Here is a 25,635-nt window from a genome sequence, read left to right on the forward strand (position 1 = left end):
CCCGGTGGGGGCTGGTCGCGCAGTTCCCCGCGCCCCTGACGGGGCGCGTCACCGTGCCACCGCCGAGCAGTAGGCCTCGTCCTTGGCGAGGAGGTTGCGGTGGGTGTCCTCGGCTGTGATGACTCCGTCGTTCAGTACGAGGACACGGTCGGCGGCGTCCAGGAGTGCCGGGCTGCTGGTGAGGACGAGGGTGGTGCGGCCTCGGCGCAGCTTCGCGACGTTGCGCGCGATGAGCTGTTCGGTGACCGCGTCGACGGCTGTTGTCGGGTCGCGCAGGACCAGGACGTCGGTGTCGGCGGCGAGGGCACGGGCCAGGGACAGCCGTTGGCGCTGCCCGCCGGAGAGGTTCGCGCCGCGGTCGCGGACGCCGTAGTCGAGTCCTTCGCGGTGGAGCGCGACGACGTCGGTCAGCATGGACGCCTCGACGGCCTCGGGGACCATCCGGCTGGTGCCGGACGGGTCGATGTTCGTGCGGAGGGTGCCCGCGAAGATCTCCCCGTCGTACGGGTTCACCAACAGGTGTTCGCGGACCGCCTCGATCGCCAGGTCCGCGAGATCCTGCCCGCTGACCCGTACCACTCCCTCGTACGAGACGGGCGGCACGTTCATGGCCAGGATCGACGCGAGGTCGGCCGCCGCGCGCGGCTGGTAGGCGGCGATCGCCACGAACTCGCCTGCTGACACACGGAACTTCACCTTGCGCAGGGACCCGTACCGGACGCAGTCGATCTCAAGGTCTCCACCGGCGGCAGGGAGTTGCGTCCCCGGGGTCGCAACCTGCGGCGCGGACAGCACCAGCGCCATCCGCTCGGCCGAAGCGCGCGCGATCATCACGTACTTCGGCATCTCCGAGAAGAGTTTCAGCGGTTCCATGATGAACTGCGCCAGACCCACGGCCATGACGAGCTCCCCGATGGTGATCTGGCCGTCGAAGGCCAGCCAACCCGCCGTCAGGGTCACCGCCACGGCGAGGACGGCGTTGAGGGCCAGCGCGGTGCCCGCGTACACACCGTTCACCTTGGCGACGGTGATCGACTGGTGCTTCGCCTCCGTGCTGACCTTCCGGTAGGAGCGGAACGCCGCGTGGTTGCCGCCGAAGCCGTGCAGCGGGCGCAGGCCGATGATCAGGTCGGCGACCTTCGCGCCGGCCCGCGCCACCCGGGCCTGCTGTTCCTGGGTACTGGCGCCGATCCGCTTGGACATCACGCTCAGGATCGACAGGATCGCGACGGTTCCCACGATCACCAGCAGGCCGAGCCGGATGTCGGCCAGGCCCAGCGCGACCGCCGCGACCAGCACCGCGACCAGTGAGCTGATCAGCAGCGGCACCACCTCGATGATGTCGGCGGTCTGGTCGGCGTCCTCGGTGGCGATGGTCAGCACCTCGCCGGACTTGAGGTCGACGTCCCTGGCCACGGGCTGGAGCCCACAGGAAGCGACCCGCACCCGCCAGCGGTGCGCCTCCGTTGTGTTGGCCTTCTGCAGGACCCGCATCCCGAACCGCCACGACAGCGACACGGTCGTGATGATCACGGCCAGCGCGCCGATCGAAAGGCCGAGCGCGCCGAGGCTCCGGTCTCCTTGCATCGTGTGTTCGACGATCAGGCCGAGCGCGATGGGGAAGGCGGTCTCACCCGCCTGGTACAGGCCCATGAGGACGGTGCCCCAGACCATGGCGCCGACGTTGCGGCGCAGTGCGGTCCGGAGGATGTCGGACCCCGGGCGGGGCCGCTGCGTGTCAGGAGTTGTCATCGAGGTGGCGGGCAATCGCTTCCGGGGTTCGCAGGGTGAGCAGTTCACGGATCGTGATCACAGGACCGTACTCGCGGCGGAGCAGGCCGATCAGCCGCACCGCCAGCATGGAGTGCCCTCCGAGGGACACGAAGTCGCTCACCGCGCTCACCTCGTCATCGTCCAGGTCCAGTGCTTCGGCGAAGAACTCGCAGACCGTGGTCTCGGTCTCGGTCTCCGGGCCGCGCTCCCCCGCCGTGGTCAGCGCGCCCAGCGGCTTGGCCTCCGGCAACGCCTTCGTATCAGCCTTCCCGTTCACCGTCAGCGGGATGCTGTCGACCTGGGCGTAGTGCGTCGGGCGCAGGAAGTCCGGGAGCCCGGTGCCCACTTCGGCTGCGACCGCCGCCAGGTCGAAGCCGTCGAGGACGAGGTAGGCGGCCAGCCGGTACGCGCCGTCGACCCCCGGGTCGGGCTGGGCGACTGCGGCGATGAACCGTACCGCCGGGTGCGCCGCGAACGCGGCCTCGACCTCGCCGAGTTCGACCCGGTGTCCCCGGATCTTGACCTGCTGGTCGGTGCGGCCGAGGTACATCAGGTTCCCGTCGGGCCGCCGGAGCACCAGGTCCCCGGTGCGGTACATGCGCTCGCCGGGTTCGCCGAACGGGCAGGCGACGAAGCGGTGCGCGGTCTGGGCGGACTGGCCGAGATAGCCGCGCGCGATGCCGATGCCCGACACGTACAGCTCGCCGGGGACCCCGTCGGGCAGGGGCCGCAGCCATGGGTCGAGGACGTACACGTCGGTGTTGTCGATCGCCACGCCCACCACCGGGTCCTGGCATTCGAAGGTGCCGACGCCAAGGGTGTTGATGGTGTACTCGGTGGGTCCGTACAAGTTGTAGCCGACGGTCCCCTCGGTCTCGGCGAGCCGCTGCCACAGCGTCGGGGTGACGGCCTCGCCGCCCAGCAGCACCAGTGCCGGACGACGTGCCGGGTTGTCCAACAGGCCCTCGGCGACCAGCTGTTGCGCGTACGTTGGCGTCACGTTGATGACGTCGATCCCGTACTCGAGGCAGTACTCGACCAACCGGGGCGCGTCACGCCGCAGTTCCTCGTCGCAGATGTGCACCTCGTGGCCGTCGGCGAGCCACAGCAGTTCCTCCCAGGACATGTCGAACGCGAAGGACACGGTGTGCGCGATCCGGAAGACCCGGTGCTCGTGCTCCGCCAACACCGGCTCGAAGATGCGGCGCTGATGGTTGATCAGCATGTTGGTGAGCCCGGCGTACTCGGTCACCACGCCCTTGGGCTTCCCGGTCGATCCGGAGGTGTAGATCGTGTACGCGGGGTGCCGCAGGCGGTTCGGGTCGTCCGGCGCGAACGTCGCGAACGGCTCGGCCTCGGGCAGGGGTTGGTCCAGCTCGATCAGGTCGCCGGTGAGCCGGGGCGACACGGCGGTCACGGTGAGGATCACGTCCGGTCGAGCGTCCGCGACGATCGCGGCGATCCGCTCGTCCGGATGGTCCAGCTCCAGCGGCACGTACGCGGCGCCGACTCGCAGTACGGCGAACAGCGCCACGATCGAGTCGAGGGAGCGCGGGACCGCGAGAGCCACGGTCGCCTCGGGGCCGATGCCGCGCCCGGCGAGTACACCGGCCACCGCGCGGCTGCGGTCCCGGAGTTGGGCGAAGGTCATGGTCGCACCGTGGGCGACGAGCGCGACGCGCTGCGGGTCGCGGTCCGCCGCCCTGTCGAACCGGTCGACGACGGTGTCCGTGCCGACGTCCGTGCGTTCGGCGGGCTCGGGCTCCGGCCCCAGACCCCGCAGCGCGCCCACCGGCCCGGTCGAGCCGGCCAGGTCTTCGAGCACGCTCAGGTAGTCGTCGAGGAGGGAACGGGCGCTTTCGGTGTCGTCGTCGCGGAACTCCAGCTTGACCGTGAGCCGTTCGCCGGGCGTGACGACCCACGTGAACGGATAGTGGGTGGAGTCGTCGGCCTTCACCGAGGTGATGCCGTGCCTCGCGTTCATCTCGGCGAACGCGTCCATGTCCAGGAAGTTCTGGAGCACGAACAGGTTGTCGAACAGGGTGTCGTGCCCACTGGCCCGCTGGATCTCGCCGAGGCCGAGGTGCTCGTGCTCCATCGCCTCGACCCTGGCGGTCTGCACGCCCGACAGGTACTCGCGGACCGTGTCGTCCGGCCGTGCCCGGGTCCACATGGGCACGGTGTTGAGCAGCACGCCGACGATGTCGGACAGCCCCTCTCCCTCCCGGCCGGAGACGGTCACTCCGAACACGGCGTCACTGCGGCCCGTGTGTGCGCCGAGGAGGAGGCCGAACGCGCCGGTCAGTACCGAGTTCAGCGTGACGCCGTGCACCTTGGCCGCTTCCCGCAGCAGTTCCGACTGTTCGGCGGTCAGGGTGTGTACGAGCGCGCGCGGCAGGTCGTCCGACAGGGACGGCGCAGGTCCGGCGAGCAGCGTCGGGCCCGGGAGGCCGGTCAGGTGGTCCGCCCAGAAGCGTTCCGATACGGCGGCGTCCTTGGCGTCGAGCGTCCGGGCGTAGTCCTCGAAGCTCGGTGTGGCCGGGGCAGGGGCCGGGGGCTCGCCCGCGACGACGGCCCGGTAGGCGTCGAACAGGTCCCGCAGCATGATCTCGCGGGACCAGCCGTCCCACAGCAGCAGGTGGTAGCTCAGCAGCAGGCCGTCGCGGTCGTCGGGCAGGCGCACCACGGTCAGCCGGATCAGCGGCGGTTCACCCGGGTCGAATCCCGTGTCGCGGTCCCGGGCCCGTAGGGCTTCGACTTCCGCGTCCGTCTCCAGAGCGATCGTGCGGACATCGACCTGCCGGCCCGCCTTGAGGGTCTGGACCGGGTTTCCGTCGTCGTCGGTGGTGAAGCCTGCGCCGACGACCGGATGCCGTGCGATCACGCGCGCCATCGCCTCGGCCAGCGCGTCGGTGTCCAGACGCCGGTCGAAGGTGAAGTAGTTCTGCGCGACGTAGTGTCCGGCCGAGCCCGCCATCTGGGCCTGGAAGAACAGGCCCCGCTGGAGGGGGGTGACCGGTGCCGTGCGCTCTGCCGTCGCGGAGGCGTCCGCGATGTGTTCCAGTGCGCTCAGCCAGTGCTCGGTGATCTCGTCGGGGATGCCCTCGGCGAGGGTGAAGTCCGCGTGCAGGCTTCCGGTGGCCGCGTCGGTCCAGGCGTTGACCTCGACGGCGTACGGGCTGCCCTGTTCGCCGCCGACGAGGTGCAGCGCCTGGGACTCGCTGCCGCGGCCGAGGTAGTTGAACAGCACCTGCGGGCGGGCGTTCAGCAGCGGGGCCGTCTGCGGGTTGAGGTACCTGAGCCGGCCGTAGCCGACGTGCCCGCGCTCGTCCGGCTGGCGTTCTGCGACCTCGCGCGCCGCCACGACGGGGTCGGTGTGCGCCGTGAGCCGCACGGGTGCGATGGCGGTGAACCAGCCGACCGTGCGGGTGTAGTCGTGGTGTTCCCGCACGGGTACCCGGCCGTGCCGCTCCAGCTCGATCGCGAGGTCGGTGGGCGATTGCTGGATGTGTGTCAGCGCGGTTCGCAGCGCTCCGCACAGCAACTCGGTGAGACCGACGCCGAGTGCGACGGGTGCGGTGCGCGTCACGCGGTCGCTCACTTCGGGCGCGAGCACGACAGTGGTCTCGCGCAGTCCCTCAACCGAAGGCAGTCCCTCAACCGCGGGCAGCAGCCCGGGCGCCTGGAGCGTGGTGATCCAGTGTCCGAGGTCGTCGATCGCGTGGGTCGACTGGATCGCCAGTGCTTCGGCGTACTCGGCGTAGGACGTGGTCGGCGGTCGCAGGGTCGCCCCGCGCATGGCGGCTGCCAGGTCGTCGAGGAGGATCAGCCAGGACACCGAGTCGACGGCGAGGTGGTGCACGGTGACCACCAGGGTCCGGCTCGCCTCGAGCCACGTGAACGCGATGACTTCCCCGGATTCGGGATCGAGCCGGTCGGCGGCTTCGTTCGCCGCGGTCGTCGCATCGGTCGCGTCCGTACGTACGACGGTGACCTCGCGGGCGGCTTCGGTGCGCAGCGCCCACACCCCGTGCTCGACGCGCAGCCGCAGGCGGAGGGCCGGGTGCGCGGCCACGACGGCGTTCGCGGCGCGCTCGGCGTCGGCGAACCCGGTGCCCTCGGGTGCCGTCAGCGTCCTGGCCTGGGCGAATCGGGCGAGTGATCCGCCGAGTTCCCGCTGGCGCAAGATGATCGGTGTCGGCGTCAGCGGGCCGTCCTCGCGTTGTGCGGGTACGGGCGTGGACGCCTGCGGTGTGCGTGTCCCCAGGTGTTCGGCGAGTGCGCGCGGTGTCCTGAACAGGAACACGTCCCGTGGCGCGATCGGCAGGCCTAGCGCCCTGGCCCGGTTGATCACGGTGATGGCGACGATGCTGTCGCCCCCGGCCCTGAAGAAGTCGGTGTCACCGTCCACGGCGGAGCCGGGCAGTGTCTCGGCGAAGATGTCGACCAGTGCGGCGAGCACGGAATCGATCGCGGCCACCGGGGTGTCGTCCTGTGCGGCACGCTCGGTCAGGGCCTTGCGGTCCAGCTTTCCGTTGACCGTCAGCGGCAGTGCGGCGACCCGCACCACCCGGCCCGGCACCATGTGCGCGGGCAGCTTCGCCGACAGCAGGCCGGCGAAGTCGCCGGGTACCCGGCCCACGACGTGCGCGACCAGGTGGTCTCCGCTGTCCGCCACGGTGACGGCCACATCGACCACGCCGTCGAGCTCCCTGACCGCGGACTCCACCTCGCCCAACTCGATCCGGAATCCCTTGAGTTGGACCTGGTCGTCAGCGCGCCCGGTGAACTCCAGCTCGCCGTCGAGCGTGCGGCGGGCCAGGTCGCCCGTGTGGTACATGCGTGAGCCGTCGCCCGTGAAGGGGTTCGCCACGAACCGGCCCGCGGTGAGCCCGGGCCTGCCCAGGTAGCCGAGCGCCACCTGGTCACCTGCGACGTAGATGGCACCGACCCGGCCCGGCGGCACCGGCCGGAGTCGGTCGTCGAGCAGGTGGATGACCAGTCCGGGAATCGGACCGCCGATCGGGCTGACGTCGCCGCCGAGGCCGAAGTCCGCGTCGGTCAGCACCCGGTGGGTGACGTGCACGGTGGTCTCGGTGATGCCGTACATGTTGACCAGCTCGGGCGAACGGGTGCCGTGCCGCTCGACCCAGCCGCGCAGGCGGCCGAGATCCAGCGCCTCGCCTCCGAAGACGATCCGGCGCAGTGCCGTGACCGGCTCGCCGGCATGCCGGTCGGCCTCGATGAACTGGTAGAACGCCGACGGGGTCTGGTTGAGGACGGTCACTCCGCGCTCGCGGACCAGCCGGTGGAAGTCGACCGGGGAGCGGGTCAACCCGTACTCCGGTACCAGCAGTTCACCGCCGTGCGCCAGCGCTCCCCACAGCTCCCAGACCGCGAAGTCGAAGGAGAAGGAGTGGAACTGGACCCACACGTCGTGCGGGCCGAAATCCATCTCGGGCCGGGTGTTCGCGAGCAGTGTCACCACGCTGGAGTGCGGGACGACGACGCCCTTGGGTCTGCCGGTCGATCCGGACGTGTAGATGACGTACGCGGGGTCGTGCGGGCCGACCTCGGGCTCGGTGGTGGCCTGCGGCAGCTCGTCCCCCTGCACGAGCACGCGGGCCGACACGCCTGCCCTGGCCAGCAGTTCCGTGAAGCGGTCCCGCTGGTCACGGTCCACGAGAACGACCTGCGGAGCGGCGTCGGCGAGGATGTACTCCAGCCGTTCGTCCGGGTACGCCAGGTCCAGCGGCACGTACGCGCCGCCCGCGGTGACGATCGCGACGAGGGCGACGACCTGTTCGAGGGAGGCGGGGATGGCTACGGCGACCCGTCTGCCCGGCCCGACACCGGCCGCGCGCAGGGTCGAGGCCAACTCACCCTTTGCGTCAGCCAGTTCGCCGTAGGTCAGTGACCGGGTACCGCCGTCGAGACCGCATTGGGTGACGGCGGTGGCGGCGGGGTCGCGGTTCGCGGCGGCGTCGAACAGTCCACCCAGGGTCGTCGGGGTGCTGCCCATTCCTGGGAGACGACCCCCCGGACCCCCACGGAGCGCGGGAGACCGGTCGCCCTCGGGCAGCTGGTCGTCGGCCAGGGCCACCAGGTCGACGACCAGGGCGTCCGGCCGGGTGAGCAGTCCGGTGAGGTTCCGGGTGAACGTGCGCAGGATCTCCTGGGCGCGTGCCTCCCCCAGCAGTTCGCCGTCGTAGATCAGGTTGAAGCGCGGACGCCCGTCGACCGCGCGCTCCAACACCAGCGTCAACGGGTAGTGCGGGGCGCCCTCGTTCACGATGCCGGATATGACCAGCGCGTCGTCGGGCCCCCGCAGGGCGGCCAGATCGGTCGCGACGTCGAACACCACCAGGGTGTCGAACAGCGGGCCGGCGCCGGTCTGGCGGCCGATCCTCGCCAGCGAGACATGCTGGTGCGGCAGTACCGCGCTCTGGTGCTCCCGTACCGAGGCGAGCAGTTGGCGCGCCGTGGTGGTACCGGCCCAACGGGCGCGCACGGGGATCGTGTTGATGAACAGACCCACCATGCGCTCGATGCCGGGCACCTCCGCGTCGCGCCCGGACACCGTGGAACCGAACACCACGTCGTTGCCGTGCAGGATGCCGCCGAGCGTCACCGCCCAGGCGCTGTGCACGGCCACGCTCAGCGGCACTCCGGCCGACCGGACGGCCGAGTCGATGCCGTCCCCCGGCTCCACGGCGGTGTCGGCGAACCGGTCGGACGGGGTGTGCCCCTCGGCGACCAGCGAGGGGCCGGGCAGCTCGGCGAGCTGATCGCGCCACACCCGGTCGCTCTCGTCGTCGTCGCGTTCGGCGAGCCAGCGCACGTAGTCGGGGAAGCCGCCGACCGGGTACACGGTCCCCGGTGCGTGGTACTCGGTCAGCAGCGCGCGGAGCATCGGAGGCACCGACCAGCCGTCGGCGATGATGTGGTGCACGGTCTGCACCAGGACGTTGCGGCCGGAGCCCGCGCGGATGAGCGTGTACCGCATCAGCGGTCCGGTGGCCAGGTCGAACCCGGCGCGGCGGTCCCGCTCGGCGTGGTCGCGTATCTCGTCGTCGGTGATGCCGGGGCGGTCCAGCGTGGTGAAGGGCGCTTCCACTCCGCTCTCCAGTACGGAGACCACACGGCCGTCGGTGAGGGCCACGAACCGCGCGGCCAGGTTCGGGTACAGCGTGAGCAGCCGGGTGGCGGCCGCCGCAAGCCGGTCGGCGTCCACCTCGCCGTCCAGGGTGAGCAGTTGCTGCTCGACGTAGGCGCCCGTCGAGTCGTCGTCGAAGACCGAGTGGAAGTACAGACCCTCCTGCAAGGGGGTCAACGGCAGGATGTTCCGCAGCGCCGGGCCGTCCAGGACATCGACATCGGCCTGGGCGAGCGGCACCAGGCCGAAGTCACTGGGAGAGTGGCCGCCCTGGTCGAGCGCGGCGAGGGCGGCCAAGGCGCCCCGGAAGTACTCGCCGATGGTCGCGATGTCCTCGTCGGTGAACATCCCGTCGGGCCAGGAGATGGTGGTGACCAGTTCGTACTCGCCGGTCGAGGCGGGTTCGGCGATCGCGTTGAACTCCAGGGCGCGCGGCAGGCGCATCCTCGGGTCGCGCCTCTCGCCCAACTGCCCAGTAGTACCGGCGAGTTGCCAGTCCCCGGACGCTCCCGCGTCGAAGCGGCCCAGGTAGTTGAACAGCACCTGCGGTGCGGGCGCGTCGAACTCGGTGTGGGTCAGGTACCGCAGGGCACCGTAGGAGACGCCGTTGTCCGGCACCAGGGCGAGGTCTTCCTTGACCGCTTTGAGCGCGGCGGCGAGGTACGCGGGTGCGGTGAAGTCGGCCGCCGCGCCGGGGTCCACGGTCACCGGGAAGAGGGTGGTGAACCAGCCCACGGTCCGCGAGAGTTCGGGCTCGAAGCCGGCGGTGCCCGCCACGAACTGTCCTTCGCGGCCGTGGCCCTCGAGTTCGATGTGCGCGAACGTCTGGTGCTGCCCGAGGTCGCGGCGCCAACGGGCGAGGGCGACGGCGAGCGCGGTCAGCAGCACGTCGTTGACGCCCGCGTGGAACTTCGCGGGAATCTCGCCCAGCAGCGCGGCCGTGACATCGGGGCCGACCGAGACGGTCCGTACCCGCTCCCCCGCGACGGTGTCGGCTTCGGACAGCGCGCGCCTGCCCAACGGCTCGTCCGCTCCTGGCAGGGGACGCCAGAAGTAGGCGCTGTCCGCGTCGAAAGCCGCGCGCTCCAGCAACTGCGTCCAACGCCGGAACGACGTGCCCGCCGGGAGCAGCTCGATCGGTGCGCCCGAGGTGAACTGCCGCCAGGCCGTGGCCAGGTCCTCCATCAGGACCCGCCAGGACACGCCGTCGACCACGACGTGGTGGGCGGCCAGGACCAGTTGCCGTGCCTCGCGGCGCCAGACGGCACGCAGCATCACGCCGCCTGCCGGGTCCAGCCCGTCGGTGGCGAGCGCGACGCACTCGTCGAGAGGCCGGTCGCTCTCCTGCCATCCCGCGAGGGCCTGGTCCGCCTCCGGGATGTCGAAGCTCCAACGGTCGCCGCGCACCAGCTTGGCGCGCAGCATGTCGTGCCGCCCGAGGACGGCGGCGAGGATCGCGTCGAGAGCGTCGGGGGTCAGCTCCGCCGGGGTGTTCAGCACCACCGACTGCACGAAGCCGTCGATCGCGTCCGTGGTCTCGCCCAGCCACTGCACGATGGGCGACCCCACTACTGAACCGGTCGCGACATCGCCGTGGTCCACCGTGGAGACGTCCTCACGGCTCGCCACCGCCGCCAGCGCCCCCACCACGGTGTTGCTGAAGATCTGCCGTGTCGTGACGTAGAGGCCCGCGTCGCGCAGCGCGCTCAGCAGCGAGATCGCCAGGATGCTGTCTCCGCCGAGTTGGAAGAAGTCCTGGTCGACACCGACCTCGTCCAGTTGCAGCAGCGCCGCGATCGCCGCGCACACCAGGCGCTCGTTCTCGGTCGTGGGCGGGACGATCGAGCCCGTCCCGACGGCGGGCTCCGGCAGCGCGTTCCGGTCGAGCTTGCCGTTCGCGGTGAGCGGGAACTCCTTCATCACGACGACATGGGCGGGCACCATGTACTCCACCATGTGCTCGGCGGCCCAGGCCTTGACCTCGGCCGCCCGCAGGGTCTCGCTCCCGGCGGCCGGGATCACGTACCCCACGAGGTAGGTGCCGCCCGCCGCGTTCTTCTTCGCGACGACGCAGGTGTGCCGTACGCCGGGATGTTCGGCGAGACCGACCTCGACGTCCTCGATCTCCAGCCGCATACCGCGGATCTTGATCTGGTTGTCGGCCCTGCCGAGGAAGTCCAGTGAGCCGTCCGGGGCGAACCGTGCGAGGTCGCCGGTCCGGTACAGCCTGGACCCGTCCCCGGCGAAGGGGTTGGCCACGAACCGGGACGCCGTCAGGCCGGGCGCGTTGACGTAGCCCCGTCCCAGCAGGAACCCTCCCACGTACAGCTCGCCGCCCACGCCGACCGGGACCGGACGCAGCTCGTCGTCCAGCACGTACAACTGGGTGTTGGGGTTGGCCTTGCCGATCGAGGTCGACAGGCGTTCCGCCGCGCCCCGGTAGATGACGTGCGAGACACCGATCGTCGTCTCGGCCGGGCCGTAGCCGTGGTACATCGGGATGTCGAGCCGGGTACGGAACCGCTCGTACAGCTCCGGGGTCAGCACTTCGCCGCCGCACCACACGTGCCGCAGGCTGTCCAGTTGCCCGGAGTCGCCCGCGATATCGAGGAGCACGTCCAGCATGGACGACACCAAGTAGGTGAAGGTGACGCGGTGTTCGGCGATGACGCCCAGCAGGTGGTGCGGGTCGCGTTCGCCGCCGGGCCGCAGGACCACCAGCCTGCCGCCGCTGACCAGCGGCAGGAAGATCTCGTTGACGGAGATGTCGAAGGACAACGGCGCCTTGAACAGTGACGCGTCGTCGTGGCCGAAGCCCAGGATCTCCTCGACCTGCCACAGCAGTCGCTCGCTGATCGCTTCGTGCCGGATCATCGCGCCCTTGGGGCGACCGGTCGAACCGGAGGTGAAGATCACGTACGCCAGGGCGTTGCCGTGGACGGTGACCCCGGTCTCCTCGACGGGGTAGGAACCGAACCGCCAGTCGCCGAGGTCGACGGCCACGGCTTCCGGTTCACCCGGGTCGTGCTCGCCCGAGTCGTTGAGCTGGAGCACGATCCCGGCGTCCTCGATGACGACGGCTCGGCGGGCGGCGGGCCACTGCGGATCGAGCGGCACGAACGCGCACCCTGCCTGGAGCACGGCGAGCAGTCCGATCACCATGTCGGCGGAGCGGCCCAGCGAGATGCCGACGGCCTGTTCGGCGGTGAGTCCGCGTTCGATCAGATGGTGGGCCAACTGGCTGGAACGTTCGGCCACCTGACGGTAGGTCAGGGAGTGGTGCTCGTCGACGATGGCGATGGCGTCCGGCCTGTTCCGCGCCTGCTCACGGAACATCTCCACGATGGTCGGTCGGATCCGGTCGGCGCCGGTGTCGTTCCACTCGCTCAGGGCCTCTAGCCGGGCCGCCACACTGGACGGGCCGACGGTGCCGATGGGCCGGTCGGGGAAGTCGGCCAGGTCGTCCAGTGCGAGCTGCGCGTCGGCGGGCCCGACGCCTTCCGGGACGGCGATGCTCCGGTCGTCCGCGCCGATCTCCCAACTGCCGGGCCCGGCCCCGCCGTTGTCGATCCAGCCGAGGACATCGGCGAACAGAGTGCCGGGCTTGAGGTCGATGCCTTCGGGGCTGTGGCCCGTCGCCCAGTACGAGAGCGCGATGGCGCAGGCTTCGGTGATGGTCCGGTCGGAATAGTCGCCGGTCCGCCGGCGCACGTCGGTCAATCGTGTGGGGGAAAGTTGTACGAGACGAGCGCTCGGTTCCATCATCGAAGACTCAGCACCCTTTCACAGACTGAAAGTTAGCCTAACCTAAGTTAGGTTTGCCTAACTGCCCTCTCGCCAGGCCAGCCACAGCCGCGCGTACCGGCCGCCCAGAGCCACCAACTCCTCGTGGGTTCCCTGCTCCACCACGCGTCCCGCGTCGAGCACGGCGATCCGGTCCGCCGCCATCGCCTGGGTCAGCCGGTGCGCCACGAACAAGGTGGTCCGGCCCGAGCACGCGGCCCGTACGGCCCGCTCCAGTTCGGCGGCGCCCTCGCTGCCCGCCTCCGCGGTCGACTCGTCGAGCACCACCACCGGCGACCGGCCCAACGCCAGTCGGGCCAGGGCGATCTGGGCGACCTTGGTGACGTCCAGTCGCTCGCCGCCCTCGCCGACCATGGTGTTCAGCCCGTCGGGCAGCGCGTCGACCCACCCGTCGGCGCCGACCGTGCGCAACGCCTCCATCAGCTCGGCGTCGGTCGCCTCAGGCGCGGCCAGCCGCAGGTCGTCGGCGAGCGGCCCGGCGAACACGTGCGTCTCCTGCGTCAGGATGCTCACCAGGGCCCGGGCGCCGGCCTCGTCCAGGCCGGCGAGGTCGGTCGACCCGACGCGCACCGACCCGGCCTGCGGGGTCCCGATGCCCGCGATCAGCGCGGCCAGGGTCGACTTGCCCGCGCCCGTCGCCCCCACCAGCGCGAGCGAACCGCCGGCCGGGATCCTCAGGTCGACGTCCCGGAGGACCGGCTCCTCGGTGTCGGGATAACGGAACGTCAGCCCCTCCACCGTCACCGGGTACGACGCGGCGTCCGCCGACGCGACGGCCGAGTCGCCCACCAGCCGGTCCTCCGCGTCCTCCCCCAGCACCCCGACCAGCCGGGTCAGGCTCGCGCCCGACTTCTGCGCCTCGTCGAAGGTGAACATGATGGCGCCCAGCGGGGTGAACAGCCGGTGGAACATCAGCGGGGCCGCCGACACCTCGCCCAGGGTGGCGGCATCGGCCTCCAGCAGGGCGTACCCCACCACGAGGATCAGGACGAGGCCGATGAACTCCGCGCGGTTCTCCCTGCCGACGAACCGGCCGAAGAACCGGAACACCTCGATGCCGAGATCGCGCACCCGCCACGACTCACGGGTGACCTTCTCGCGGAAGGCGTCCTCAAGACGGTACGCACGGACGGTGTCTATCCCGTTCAGACCGCTGATCAGCGCCTGCGCACGGTCGGCCTGGGCCACCCGCTGCTTCCTGTAGAGCGGGGCGGACCGGGGGAGATACCAACGCAGGGCCAGCCCGTACGCGGGCAGCGCCCCGGCGCCCGCCAGGCCGAGCCGCCAGTCGAGGCCGAACATGCCGACCGTGGCGATGAAGACCAGCACTCCCGCCGAGAACACCGTGGGGATGGCCGTCCGTATGCCCCTGGACAGCACGGCCACATCGTCGCCGACCCGGGACAGCACGTCTCCCCGCCCGACCTGTTCGATCCGTGCGCTCGGCATACCGAGGACCGCCCGTACGGCGCCTTCCCGGAGCCGCGCGAGCAGATCCGCGCCCAGCCGCCCGATCAGGTACGTCGACACCGCGGTGGCTGCCGCACCGAGCAGCGCGGCGGCCACCATCAACGCCCCGACCGTGACCAGGACCGAGCGCGGTTCGCCCTCGACCACTCCGTCGACCACCCGGCCGAGCAGCAGCACCGGGAGCACCTGGAGCGCCGCGCCGGCCACCGTGGTGAACACGGTGGCCGCCGTCAGCCCCGGCACCTCGCGGCAGTGCGCCGCGACCCACCGGGACGCCTCGCGTCCGGAAGCCGTACGCAGGACCGCCGGGGCGACGCCCGTGTCCGTGCCGCTCACACCCGGGCCATGGCAGGCCGGGCGCAGGTCGCGTCGTTCAACATCTTTAGCCGGCCGCCGACTTGACGAGCTCGTCGATCGCGTACGGCATGGACGGCAGGGTGCCCTGCGAGATGGCCGCGCCGATCGCCGGGCCCTCGCTGTCGAGCAGGTACGACACCTTGCCGTTCTTGACGGCGTCCAGGTTGGTGAACAGCTCGAACTTCTTCAGTGCGGCCGTGTCCGCCTTGTCGTTGATGACGAAGATGCGGTCGACGTCGACCAGGTCGACGCGCTCGGGAGAGAGCTTGGTGTAGAAGCTGCCGTCCGCGATCTTGTCGATCTCGGTCTGGTACTTGAAGCCGATGCCCGTCAGCAGCCGTCCGCGCACGTCGGTCGAGGTGAACGGCGCCACCGAGTCCTCGTACCAGGACAGCGCGACAGCGGTCTGGCTCGCGAACTCGGGGTGCGCCTCCTTGGCGGCGTCGAGCTGGTCCTGGATGCCCTGCACCATCTTCTCGCCCTCCTCGGCCTTGCCGAGCGCCTTGGCGATATGCAGCGCGTTGTCCTGCCAGGGCGCGCTGAACAACTCCTTCTCGGTCTTGGTGCGGCCCACCGTCGGGGCGATCTGGGAGAGCTTGTCGTAGGCGGCCTGGTCGATCTCGGAGTAGACCGCGATGATCAGGTCGGGCCGCAGGGCGGCGATCTTCTCGTAGTTGGGGCCGGAGTCACCGTTCTTCATGATGACCTCGGGCTTGGTGTCGCCCCACTTGTCCTTCACCCAGGGCCACTGGGTGTTGATGTCGGGGCTCTGGCCCGCGGGGTTCGGGTACTGGTCCACCATGCCGACCGGCTTGATGCCGAAGGCCAGGACGGTCTGGTCGTCCGTGTAGCCGACGGTGACGACCCGCTCAGGAGCCTTGGTGACCTCGGTGGATCCGAACGCGTGCTCCACCGTGACGGGGAAGACGCCGGCCGCGGTGGTGGACGAGGGCTTGTCACTCGTCTCGTCCGCGGAGTCCGAACCGCATCCGGCGAGGAGACCTGCGCCGAGGGCCACGGCGGACAGTACCGCCGCCAGTCGCCGCGAGGACTTCATCAGCTTTGTTCGATGGAGCTGCATCCGGAAATCCCTTGCTCTCGCGCCGTCCACTACGCCCCTTCCTGAGGGCAGGCAAACCTTATCGCCCCAAGTGAGGCTAGCCTAGCCTTACTTGCGCCTGAACTTGTGTTTTATCTGTGCCCCGTCTGATCGAGCTGGACGTGCGCACGGCCGATCGGCACGACGAGCGGCCGGTCTCCCACCGGGTCGTCAATCACCTTGGCCCGCAACCCGAAAGCCTCGTGCAGCAGCTCGGCGGTGATCACGTCACGCGGGTGCCCCTGCGCCAGGATCGACCCCTCCCTCATCACGATGAGGTTGTCGCTGTAGCGCGTGGCCAGATTGAGGTCGTGCAGCACCATGACCACGGTGCACCCCGACTCGTGCAGGTCGTCCACCAGGTCGAGCACGTCGATCGCGTGCGCCAGGTCCAGGTAGGTGGTCGGCTCGTCGAGGAGCAGCAGGTCGGTGCCCTGAGCCAGGGTCATCGAGATCCAGACGCGCTGGCGCTGGCCGCCGGACAGGGAGTCGACCGGGCGGTCGGCCAGATCGGACACCCCGGTCATGGCGAGCGCGCGCTCCACGACGGCCGCGTCGTCCGAGGACCACTGCCGCAGCCAACTCTGGTGCGGATGGCGGCCCCTGGCGACCAGGTCGGCCACCGTCAGCCCCTCCGGCGCGACCGGTGCCTGCGGCAGCAGGCCGAGTTTCTTCGCCACGTCCCTGGTCTTGAGCTTGACGATGTCGTCGCCGTCGAGGACGACCGTCCCCTTGGCCGGCTTGAGCAGCCGCGACAGGGTCCGCAACAGGGTCGACTTCCCACAGCCGTTGGGGCCGATGATCGTGGTGATCACCCCTGGCGGGATCGCCACGTCGAGATCGTCGATGACCATCCGGCCGCCGTACCCGACCGTGACCCCCCTGGCTGCCAGCCGTGAGACGTCTTGGGCCACGGACTCGGTCTCGATCTCGGTGACGTGCTGAGCGACCACAAGACCCCCCTCGTATTTAGGTGTGCCTAACCTTTTTAGCAGCCAGCAGCTATCTGAGGTTCGCCCGCACCAACAGATAGACGAGGAAGGGTCCGCCGATCGCCGCGGTCACCACGCCGACCGGGAGAGTGATCGGCAGTGCCGTGCGCGCGACCAGGTCCGCACCGATCAGCAGCAACGCTCCCACCAGTCCGGAGGCCACCATCGGCGGTGTGGGGCACCGCGCCAGACGCATCGCCACCTGCGGCGCCACCAGCGCGACGAACGGCACCGGGCCCGCCGCGCCCACCGCCACACCGGCCAGCAGCACCGCGCAGAGCAGCAGGACCGCCCGCACCATCGAGTACCGGACGCCCAGGCCCGCGGCGACCTCGTCGCCGAAGTGCATCGGCTTGAACTGGAAGGCGACACACGACACGACGACCAGGAGAACGAGGGTGGACCAGAGCGCCACCCAGACCTCGTCCCACGACCGGCCGTCCAGCGAGCCGACCAGCCACGCCTGTGCCCGGGCCACGTCCCTGATGTCGGCCGTGACGAGCAGCCAGGTCGTGATCGCCTCCATCACGGCACTCACCGAGATGCCGATGAGGATGAGCCGGAAGCCGTCGATCCCGCGCCGCCACGCCAGGAAGTACACCAGCAGCCCCGTGCCGAGACCGCCGCCGAGCGCCGCCGCGGACAGGCCCACGGCATCGACGATCGCCGCGGCTGTCCCGCCCGACACCGTCACCAGGAACACCGCGACCGCGCTGGCTCCCCCGGTGACCCCCAGAATGTCCGGACTGGCCAGCGCATTGCGCGCGATGGACTGCGTGATCGCTCCGGACACCCCCAGCGCGATCCCCACGATGAGGCCTGCCAGGGCACGCGGCATCCGCAGATCCATGACCACGAATCTGTCGACCCGCTCGCCCCCGCCCAGGATCGTGGAGATCACCTGCGGCAGGGCGATGGGGAAGTCCCCGACGCCGATGGACAGGCAGAACATCAGGAAGGTCGCCGTCGCCAGCAGCAGCGTGACGAACACGATCCAGGGCCGCCACACGAACGACACGTGGCCGAGCCGCACGCCCGGCGCCACCGATGGCTTCAAGTCCGTCCCGTTCATGCGTTCTTGAACTTTCCGCGCCACACCAGAACCGCGAAGAACGGGGCGCCGAGGAGAGCGACGACGACACCCGCGTCCAACTCACCCGGCCGTACCACCAGTCGCCCCACGATGTCGCAGACCAGCAGGATGATGGCCCCGAGCAGGCCCGCGTACGGCACCAGCCAGCGATAGTCCGGCCCGGTCAGATACCGGGCCACGTGGGCCACCATGAGCCCGAGAAACGCGATGGGGCCGCACGCCGCCGTCGCCGCGCCCGCAAGCAGGGTGATGGCGACGATGCCGATGGTCCGGCTCAGCGCGATGTTCACGCCCAGCCCCCGCGCCACGTCGTCCCCCAGGTTGAGAAGATTGATGGCGGGCAGCGTGGTCAGCGCCAGCACCAACCCGGCCGCGATGAACGCGGCCACCGGCCAGATGACGTCGAACTGGACACCGGCCACGGAGCCCGCGTTCCAGAACCGCAGCGCGTTCAGCGACGCCTGGTCCGACAGCGCGACCGCCGTGGTCATCGCCGCGAGGAACACCGTGATCCCCTGTCCGGCAAGGGCGAGCGTCAAGGGGTTGCCCGCCCCCCGGCCGATGCTCGCGAGACCGAACACGACGACTCCGGCGACCGCCGCCCCCAGGAAGGCGAACCAGACGTACTGGAACGGGTTGGAGAACCCGAACACGGCGATCACCGACACCACGGCGAACGAGGCGCCGGCGTTCACCCCCAACAGGCCCGTGTCCGCGATCGGGTTGCGCGTGTACCCCTGGATCAAGGCCCCGCCGACCCCCAGCGCGATGCCCGCCACGATCGCGAGCACCGTCCGGGGCACCCGCACGGTCTGCACGATGAGCCTGATCTCGGTGAGCCGCTGGTCCGAGTCCTGCGGCGCGGCGAACAGCCCGTGCCACACCTCGCCAGGACTCAACGCCCGCGCACCGACAGCCAACGACACCGCCCCCGCGGTCACGAGGATCACCACAAGGATGCCCAAACCCACAACCCGCCTGTGACGGGCCCCTGTTGTGCCCCTGGGCACGGGGCGCTCAACTGCAGTCATGCCCATGTCGACGTACGTTATCCCTTTGCTTTCACGTGGTTGAACAGGGCTGCCGCGCCTGCCCGGTGCGGTGCACCGGGCAGGGCGCGGCGGTGTGGGGGGGGCGAACCGGCGAGAGGCCTAACCGGCGGTGCTGCCGGTTCCGTCGGCGACCATCCGGGCCTCGTCGGAAGCGGGTTTGAGGCCCCGGTCGAGGAGCGAGTCCAGGATCTCGCCGACCCTGATGGCGGTGTTGGACAGCAGGGACGACGTGATGCCGTGCGTGTGCTCCGTGCCGCCCTGCAGGTAGATGCCGCAGCGCAGATCGGGGTCCGTCGTGATGCGGTAGTCACGCTCGACGCGGACGCGGCCCTCGTCGTCGCGGAGGCAGCGGTCCGCAACGCCGCCGAGGAGGCCGAGGGGGTCGGCCTGGCTGTAGCCGGTGGCGAAGACCACGATGTCCGCGTCCAGGAGGGTCTCCTCACCGGTGACGAGGGACTTCACGGTGGCACGGACCATGTCCGGCCTCTCCTTGACGTCGGCGAGCCGGGACACGTTGAGGAAGCGCAGCCGCTCGGTGCCGAGCACCTTCTCCTGGTACATCTGCCGGTATAGGTCGTCGATCAGATCGATGTCCACCACGGAGTAGTTGGTGCTGCCGTGGTAGTCCATCAGCCGGCGCTTGACGTCCTCGGGCGCGGCGAAGTACTCGTCGACCGCCCCGGGGTCGAAGATCCGGTTGGCGAAGCTGCTGTCGTCGGCGGGGCTGTACCCGTAGCGGGAGAAGACCGCGCAGATCTCGGCCCGGGGGAAGCGGCGGTGCAGGTAGGCGACGTTCTCAGCGGCGCTCTGCCCGGCGCCCACGACGACGAACCGATCGGGCGAGGAACCCTCCAATCCGTCGACCTTCGCCAGGAGTTCGGAGCTGTGCCAGACGCGGTCGCCGCGCTCCACGCCCTCCGGCATGAGAGGACGCAGCCCGGTACCGAAGACGAGGTTGCGGGCCCGGTGGACCGCGAGCCCCTCCCCCGACCGGACCGTCACGTCCAGGTGCTCCACCACTCCGTCACGGACGAAAGGAGTGACCCCTACGACCTCGTGGCCGTAGGAGACCATGTCGTCGACCTTGGCAGCGGCCCACTCGAAGTAGTCGTGGAACTCCACCCTCAGCGGGAAGAGGCTCTTGTGGTTGATGAAGTCGATCAGCCGCCCCTTGCTCTTCAGATAGCAGAGGAAGCTGAACTCGCTGGCCGGGTTCCGGAGCGTCACCAGATCCTTGAGAAAGGACACCTGCATGGTCGCGTCGTCGATCAGCATGCCGCGGTGCCAGCCGAAGCGCGGTTGCTGCTCGAAGAATTGAGCGGTGATCGCCTCCTGCCCGCCGGCGCTTGCGTTGTGCTCGCTGAGTGCGATCGCCATGGCCACGTTGGACGGGCCGAAGCCGATGCCAATGAGGTCGTGGACCAGTGGTGCGCCACCAGGAAGAACCTGCGACATGTCACTCCCATTGTGCGGGGCAGTCGCCTGCCAGGCGTGGGGGAAAGTGCGAAATGCGGGCACGCCGACAGAGCGGCTCGCCTGCAACTTAGGTGAGCCTAAGCTAATCCTGTGAAGGTGTCGATAGGGCGCGTCGAGCGCCAAGCGTGTGCCGATGCCCACCAACTGGGGCGCTATGTACAGCCGTTGTAAACTAAGGTAAGCCTTGCTTTACTGACCGCTGGTCAGCGCCCCTGCCTCAAGGAGGAACCCCATGCGGGTCGTCATGTTCGGTTACCAGACCTGGGGGCACCGCACCCTGCAAGCTCTCCTGGACTCCGAACACGACGTGGTCCTTGTCGTGACGCACCCCAAGAGCGAGCACGCGTACGAGAAGATCTGGAGCGACTCCGTAGCCGACCTCGCCGAGGAACACGGCGTCCCGGTGCTGATCCGCAACCGCCCTGACGACGACGAGCTGTTCGAGCGCCTCAAGGAGGCCGACCCGGACATCATCGTGGCCAACAACTGGCGGACGTGGATCCCCCCGCGCATCTTCGACCTGCCGCGCCGGGGCACGCTCAACGTGCACGACTCGCTGCTGCCCAAGTACGCCGGCTTCTCGCCGCTGATCTGGGCCCTGATCAACGGCGAGTCCGAAGTGGGCGTCACCGCGCACATGATGAACGACGAACTCGACGCCGGTGACATCGTCCGGCAGGAGGCGGTACCGGTCGGACCGACGGACACCACCACCGACCTCTTCCACAAGACCGTCGACCTCATCGCCCCGGTCACCGTCGGCGCACTCGACCTCATCGCCACCGGACAGACGGAGTTCACCAAGCAGGACCGCTCCCAGGCGAGCTTCTTCCACAAGCGGGCCGACGAAGACATCCGCATCGACTGGACCTGGCCGGCCCAGGACCTGGAGCGCCTGGTCCGCGCCCAGTCCGAGCCGTACCCCAGCGCCTTCACCTTCCACAGGGGCAGGCGCCTCGAGGTCCTCGCCGCCGTGGTGTCCCAGGGCCGCTACGGCGGTACGCCCGGCCGCATCTTCTACCGCGAGGGCGACGGCGTGGTGATCGTCGCCGGAGCCGACGCGCGCACCGGCCGCAACCACGGCCTGGCCATCACGCGCGTACGGACCGAGGACGGCCGGGAGCTGTCCGCGACGGAGTACTTCACCTCCATGGGCGGATATCTGACCAGCCGCCCCTGACGGGCCGGCCCCACCGCGGTCCCGCGGGCCGACAGGACGTTCGCCGCCGTACGGATCACCGGTCCGTGCGGCGGCGATCGTTTTCCGCCCGTCGAGGACTGCCGGAGGAGCTGACGGCCGGCGGGCTACGGCGATGGCATCCGACCGCCCTGGCCATGCGGGCGAGCCCCCGCAGTCCAGGAACCCTCCGCCCGCGGCTCTGCACAGCGGGGCGGCCGACGGCCGGACGACTCACCCGAGCCCACGCGTGTCGTCACACGTGACCATCGCGCCGTCGGCGCGGATACTTCGGAGAGTGACCCTCGGGCGGACGCGGTCGATCGGTCAGAGCTGGTCGATGTCGCTCGTCGGCGCATTCGGGATCACCGCACCCTGCCGGACGACACACCTGTCGTCCTCGTCGGCGACACCCCGCGAGACGTCGAGGCAGCGCTCGCTTCCGGTGCCCATGTCATCGCTGTCGCCACGGGCGTCCACGGGCAGTCTGAACTGACCGCGGCCGGCGCCGCCACCGTCCTTCCCGACCTGACGGACACAATCGGTCTGCTCGGCCTTCTGGAAGACCTCACCCACCACTGAAAACGTCCCAGGACGTCCTGCGCTCGTCCGTGTACGCGGGTCAGAGGCCTTTCCGAGGTAAAGCCGCAGGTGGCGGCAGACGAGCCAGGCTGTACGCACGCAATGGGCGCCCCTCGACGGAGCTCACCAGCCACCTCTCTCCTCCGCTCCTTGGCCCGAGTGCCGGCCCCGAAGCACAGCTACGAACCCTCCGGGACGGTGTTCGCGGCCGGCTACCTGCACGCGTCCGGTCTGCCCGTTCGGTTCACCGTCAAGGAGGCGGCCGACGGCCTCGCCGGCCAGGTGTCTGCAGGACAGGTGGACGTACGCGACCTGGCCGCGGCAGTGAAGAATGGACCGAGCGCGGCTGAGCATCGGGCACGCTCACACGCCGCCCATTCCGGAATTGGCCAGTCCGTTGATGAACCTTCGCTGCAGTGCGAGGAACAGGATGAGCATCGGCGCGATCATGATGAATCCGGCCGCGCTGATCAGCGTGAAGTTCTGGGTGAACCCCTGCTGGAAGCTGAAGAACGTCGTCGAAAGCGGCATCTTCGAGTCGGACTGGATCATCGTCACCGCGAACAGGAACTCGTTGTAGGCCGCCAGCCCCGTGGTGAGGGCCACTGTCAGGATCCCGGGGAGCATGTTGGGGACCACGATCCGCAGGAAGACACGCAGCTCGCCGGCTCCGTCCACCCGTGCGGCCTCCTCCATCTCCCGGGGAAGGCCGAGCATGAACGAGCGCAGAAGGAGGGTGGCGAAGGGGGAGAACAGGCCGCAGTAGATCAGGACCAGTCCGAAACGCGAGTCGTAGAGTCCGGCCTTGGCCCACATGTAGAACAGCGGCACCAGGAACATCTGGGAGGGCAGCGAGGTCGCGACGAGCAGGTAGGTCATGAACCCCGACGCCCCGTGCACATTGAGCCGCGCGAGCGCGTAGGCGGCGAGGCCCGCGACGACACAGGTGATCGCGGCGGTGCCGATCACGATGACGGCCGAGTTCCATAGACCGGCGCCCATGTTGGCCTGCGTCCAGGCGGTCGTGAAGTTGCTCCACGTCCAGCTTGTCGGCAGTCCGAGCGAATCGGCCGCGTACTCGCTGTTCGTCTTGAGGGAGTTGAAGAAGAACAGGACGATAGGGCCCAGGGAGAAGATCGCCAACGCGGTCAGCACGACATAGACAGTGGTGCGGCCTACGGGAAAGCGGCGGCGACGGCCATCCGCCGAGGCGGTGCGGTCGTTCGGCGCCTTCCGGGCGGGCGTGCGCGAGGGTACGGCGATGCTCATGTCTCCCACTTCCTGGTCTTCCGGATGACGAGGTAGACGGTGACCACCACACCGCTGATGAGTGCCATGACGATGCCCGTGGCCGAGGCGTAGCCGCCCTGGAGGTTGGAGAAGGCGTTGCGGTAGGCCATGGTCGAGAGCAGGTCGGTCGAGCCGGCCGGGCCGCCCTGGGTGAGGATGTAGACGTAGTCGAAGGCGAGGAACGACCAGATGATCGTCATCAGGCCAAGGAAGGCGAAGGTCGGCCGGATGGCGGGCAGGGTCACCGAGAAGAACTGCCGCGCCACCCCGGCGCCGTCCACGGTGGCCGCCTCGTAGAGGCTGGGGTCCACCCCCTGCATGGCGGCGAGGAACACGACGACCAGGAATCCCCACCAGGCCCAGTTGTTCACGAACGCCACCGACCACAGGGCCAGTTGCGGGTCTCCGAGTGGGTTGATGTTCAGCAGGTTCCCCAGGCCGTTCTGCGGGTCGAGGATGCTCCTCCAGATGGACGCGTTCACGACGCTGGCGACGATGTACGGGATGAAGTACAGCGTGCGGAACAGCAGACGGAAACGGGTGATGCGCGAGAGGGCGTACGCACCGAAGAGCCCCATGGACATCGGGACGATCAGGAAGAAGAGCGTCCAGAGGATGTTGTGCCACAGGCCCTGGACGAATTCGGGGTCCCGGAACAGGTTCGTGTAGTTGTCCAGGCCGATGAAGGTGGCCTTGTTGCTGATACCGGTCCAGTCGGTGAAGGAGTACCACACCGCGAAGGCGCTCGGGATGAGGACGACGAACAGGTTGAAGACGATCAGCGGCAGCAGGAACAACCAGCCGGAGACCCTGCGTTCACGCAGGGGGGCGAGCGCACCGCGGCGGTGCATCACCGGAGCGGCGGACAGTCGCCGGGCCGGGACGTGGCCCGGTTGCGTTCCCGCCGTGAGTGCGGTTTCGGGGATCGTCATGACAGCCCTCCGCCCGGCTTCGGCGCGGTCGGCACGCGGCCTTCGGCCTTCTCCCTGGAGAAGCGGGACTGGATGCCCTCGCAGTATGCCTTCGCGCTCAGCTGGCCGGTGATGACGTTCTCGAAGTAGTCGATCATGTACGTCTCCGTCTGCTGAGGGAAGAACGTCCAGGTGGTGTAGCCGATCGACTTCGCGGCCGACAGCTCGGAGTACAGCCGTACGGTCCGCTTGTCCGCCTTCGCGGAGAAGTCGGCCGCCGCGATGCGGATGGGAGACGGCGCGAAGTTCATGTCCTCGACACTCGCGATGATCGTCTTGAGATCGGTCGTGAGGAAGTTGAGGTAGTCGGCGGCCGCGGCGGTGTCCTGGAAGTTCGTGCTGATGCCGACGGACCCGCCGATCGCCAGGTCCCAGACGACCGGTGGAACGCCGTTTCCGAGCGAGGGGACGGTCGTCCAGTCCCAGGTGGCGTCGTTGCCCGCCGCCTTCCCGAAGTAGGCCCCGAAGTTGGGGAAGTCCCAGGTGCCCGAGAGCATCCCGGCCGCCTTCCCCGAGGCCAGCTGCTCGTACAGCGTGGGGAAGTTGGTCGTGAAGTAGAGGTCGACGGCGCCGCCGAACCACCCCTTCTTGAAGTACGAGGCCATCCGGTCGATCGCGTCGACGAAGACCGGGTCGGTCCACTTGGTCTCACCCTGGAGTGCGGAGTACACCGCCTCAGGACCCGCGCCGTGATTCAGGCCCAGGCTGGCGAACCACTCGTTGGCGCCCTTGTAGTCGGCTTTTCCTGCGGCGAGGGGGATGTATCCCTGCCCCTTCACCTCCGTGCAGAAGTTCTCGAACTCCTCGCGCGTGGTGGGCACGGTCAGACCGAGCTTGTCGAGCGTGGCCGGATTCGAGTAGAAGACCATGGTCTCGTACGAGCCCGGCAGGGTAACGAGCTTTCCTTCGACCTCGGAGGCGGCCAGCGCCCAGGACGCGAACTTCTCCGCCCACCCGTAACGCTGCTCGTAGGGCCCGAGGTCGGCGAGGTACCCGGCGGACCAGTACGAGGAGACGAAACTGGACGGACCGGGAGTGCCGATCATCGACGGTCCCGACCCGGCGGCCAGCGCGGTCTGGGTCAGACGGTCGATCGTGCCGGCCGCCTTCGGGCTGAACAGGACGGGGTACTTGCCGCTGTACGCCTCGGCGAAATGCTTGCGGAAATAGTCGTTCTGCTGTTCGTCGGACAGGCTGCTCCAGATGGTGATCGCCTGCTCGGAGCCTGCCGGATCTGTCGACCCGCACGCGCTCAGGAGTGCCGTGGCTCCCAGAGCGCCGCCGGCGCCCAGGAGTTGGCGGCGGGTGATCGTGGCCATCCTCATCTCCATTGATAGAGGGTT

The 25,635-nt window shown here is 69.5% G+C and carries 13 protein-coding genes; 2 read left to right on the forward strand and 11 right to left on the reverse strand.

The genetic code is table 11. The annotated features are described in order from the left end of the window. Positions 1–48: 48 nt before the first annotated feature. From OG219_RS04240 to OG219_RS04275, 8 genes are all read right to left on the reverse strand, one after another. Positions 49–1,752, reverse strand: a complete 1,704-nt coding sequence (locus OG219_RS04240; RefSeq protein WP_266822990.1) for an ABC transporter ATP-binding protein — start codon at positions 1,750–1,752, stop codon at positions 49–51. Continuing rightward, on the reverse strand, positions 1,739–12,694 hold the full coding sequence (locus OG219_RS04245; RefSeq protein ID WP_266822992.1) for a non-ribosomal peptide synthetase: 10,956 nt from the start codon (positions 12,692–12,694) through the stop codon (positions 1,739–1,741). Before OG219_RS04245 ends, OG219_RS04240 begins: the two co-directional genes overlap by 14 nt. A gap of 57 nt (positions 12,695–12,751) precedes the next feature. Then, positions 12,752–14,539 carry an ABC transporter ATP-binding protein gene (locus tag OG219_RS04250; protein WP_266822994.1) on the reverse strand — a complete coding sequence of 596 codons (1,788 nt, stop codon included), beginning with the start codon at positions 14,537–14,539 and terminating at the stop codon, positions 12,752–12,754. A gap of 46 nt (positions 14,540–14,585) precedes the next feature. Beyond that, positions 14,586–15,641 (reverse strand): iron-siderophore ABC transporter substrate-binding protein, encoded by a 1,056-nt coding sequence (locus OG219_RS04255; RefSeq protein ID WP_266822996.1) that lies wholly within the window; start codon positions 15,639–15,641, stop codon positions 14,586–14,588. 110 nt (positions 15,642–15,751) lie between these two features. Beyond that, positions 15,752–16,612 (reverse strand): ABC transporter ATP-binding protein, encoded by an 861-nt coding sequence (locus OG219_RS04260; RefSeq protein WP_266822998.1) that lies wholly within the window; start codon positions 16,610–16,612, stop codon positions 15,752–15,754. A gap of 49 nt (positions 16,613–16,661) precedes the next feature. Next, complete coding sequence (locus OG219_RS04265) at positions 16,662–17,723, reverse strand: iron chelate uptake ABC transporter family permease subunit (RefSeq protein ID WP_266823000.1); 1,062 nt, start codon at positions 17,721–17,723, stop codon at positions 16,662–16,664. After that, on the reverse strand, positions 17,720–18,781 hold the full coding sequence (locus tag OG219_RS04270; protein WP_266823002.1) for an iron ABC transporter permease: 1,062 nt from the start codon (positions 18,779–18,781) through the stop codon (positions 17,720–17,722). Before OG219_RS04270 ends, OG219_RS04265 begins: the two co-directional genes overlap by 4 nt. A gap of 114 nt (positions 18,782–18,895) precedes the next feature. Continuing rightward, positions 18,896–20,251, reverse strand: coding sequence for a lysine N(6)-hydroxylase/L-ornithine N(5)-oxygenase family protein (locus OG219_RS04275; protein ID WP_266823004.1), 1,356 nt, complete (start codon positions 20,249–20,251; stop codon positions 18,896–18,898). A gap of 253 nt (positions 20,252–20,504) precedes the next feature. Here OG219_RS04275 and OG219_RS04280 point away from each other — a divergent pair, with 253 nt between their 5' ends. After that, positions 20,505–21,452, forward strand: coding sequence for a methionyl-tRNA formyltransferase (locus OG219_RS04280; RefSeq protein WP_266823007.1), 948 nt, complete (start codon positions 20,505–20,507; stop codon positions 21,450–21,452). 372 nt (positions 21,453–21,824) lie between these two features. Then, entirely contained in the window at positions 21,825–22,031 is a 207-nt protein-coding gene (locus OG219_RS04285; RefSeq protein WP_323183344.1) for an HAD hydrolase-like protein, read from the forward strand. A gap of 363 nt (positions 22,032–22,394) precedes the next feature. Here the strand turns inward: OG219_RS04285 and OG219_RS04290 are convergent, their stop codons facing one another. The 3 genes from OG219_RS04290 to OG219_RS04300 are packed head-to-tail and all read right to left on the reverse strand — an operon-like array spanning position 22,395 to position 25,611. Continuing rightward, positions 22,395–23,300 carry a carbohydrate ABC transporter permease gene (locus tag OG219_RS04290; RefSeq protein ID WP_266823009.1) on the reverse strand — a complete coding sequence of 302 codons (906 nt, stop codon included), beginning with the start codon at positions 23,298–23,300 and terminating at the stop codon, positions 22,395–22,397. Beyond that, on the reverse strand, positions 23,297–24,253 hold the full coding sequence (locus tag OG219_RS04295) for a carbohydrate ABC transporter permease (protein ID WP_266823011.1): 957 nt from the start codon (positions 24,251–24,253) through the stop codon (positions 23,297–23,299). Before OG219_RS04295 ends, OG219_RS04290 begins: the two co-directional genes overlap by 4 nt. After that, a complete protein-coding gene (locus OG219_RS04300) occupies positions 24,250–25,611 on the reverse strand; it encodes an ABC transporter substrate-binding protein (RefSeq protein WP_266823013.1) in 1,362 nt (453 codons plus the stop codon). Before OG219_RS04300 ends, OG219_RS04295 begins: the two co-directional genes overlap by 4 nt. Positions 25,612–25,635: the final 24 nt, after the last annotated feature.

The organism is Streptomyces sp. NBC_00038 (genome assembly GCF_026343635.1).
GTDB lineage: Bacteria > Actinomycetota > Actinomycetes > Streptomycetales > Streptomycetaceae > Streptomyces.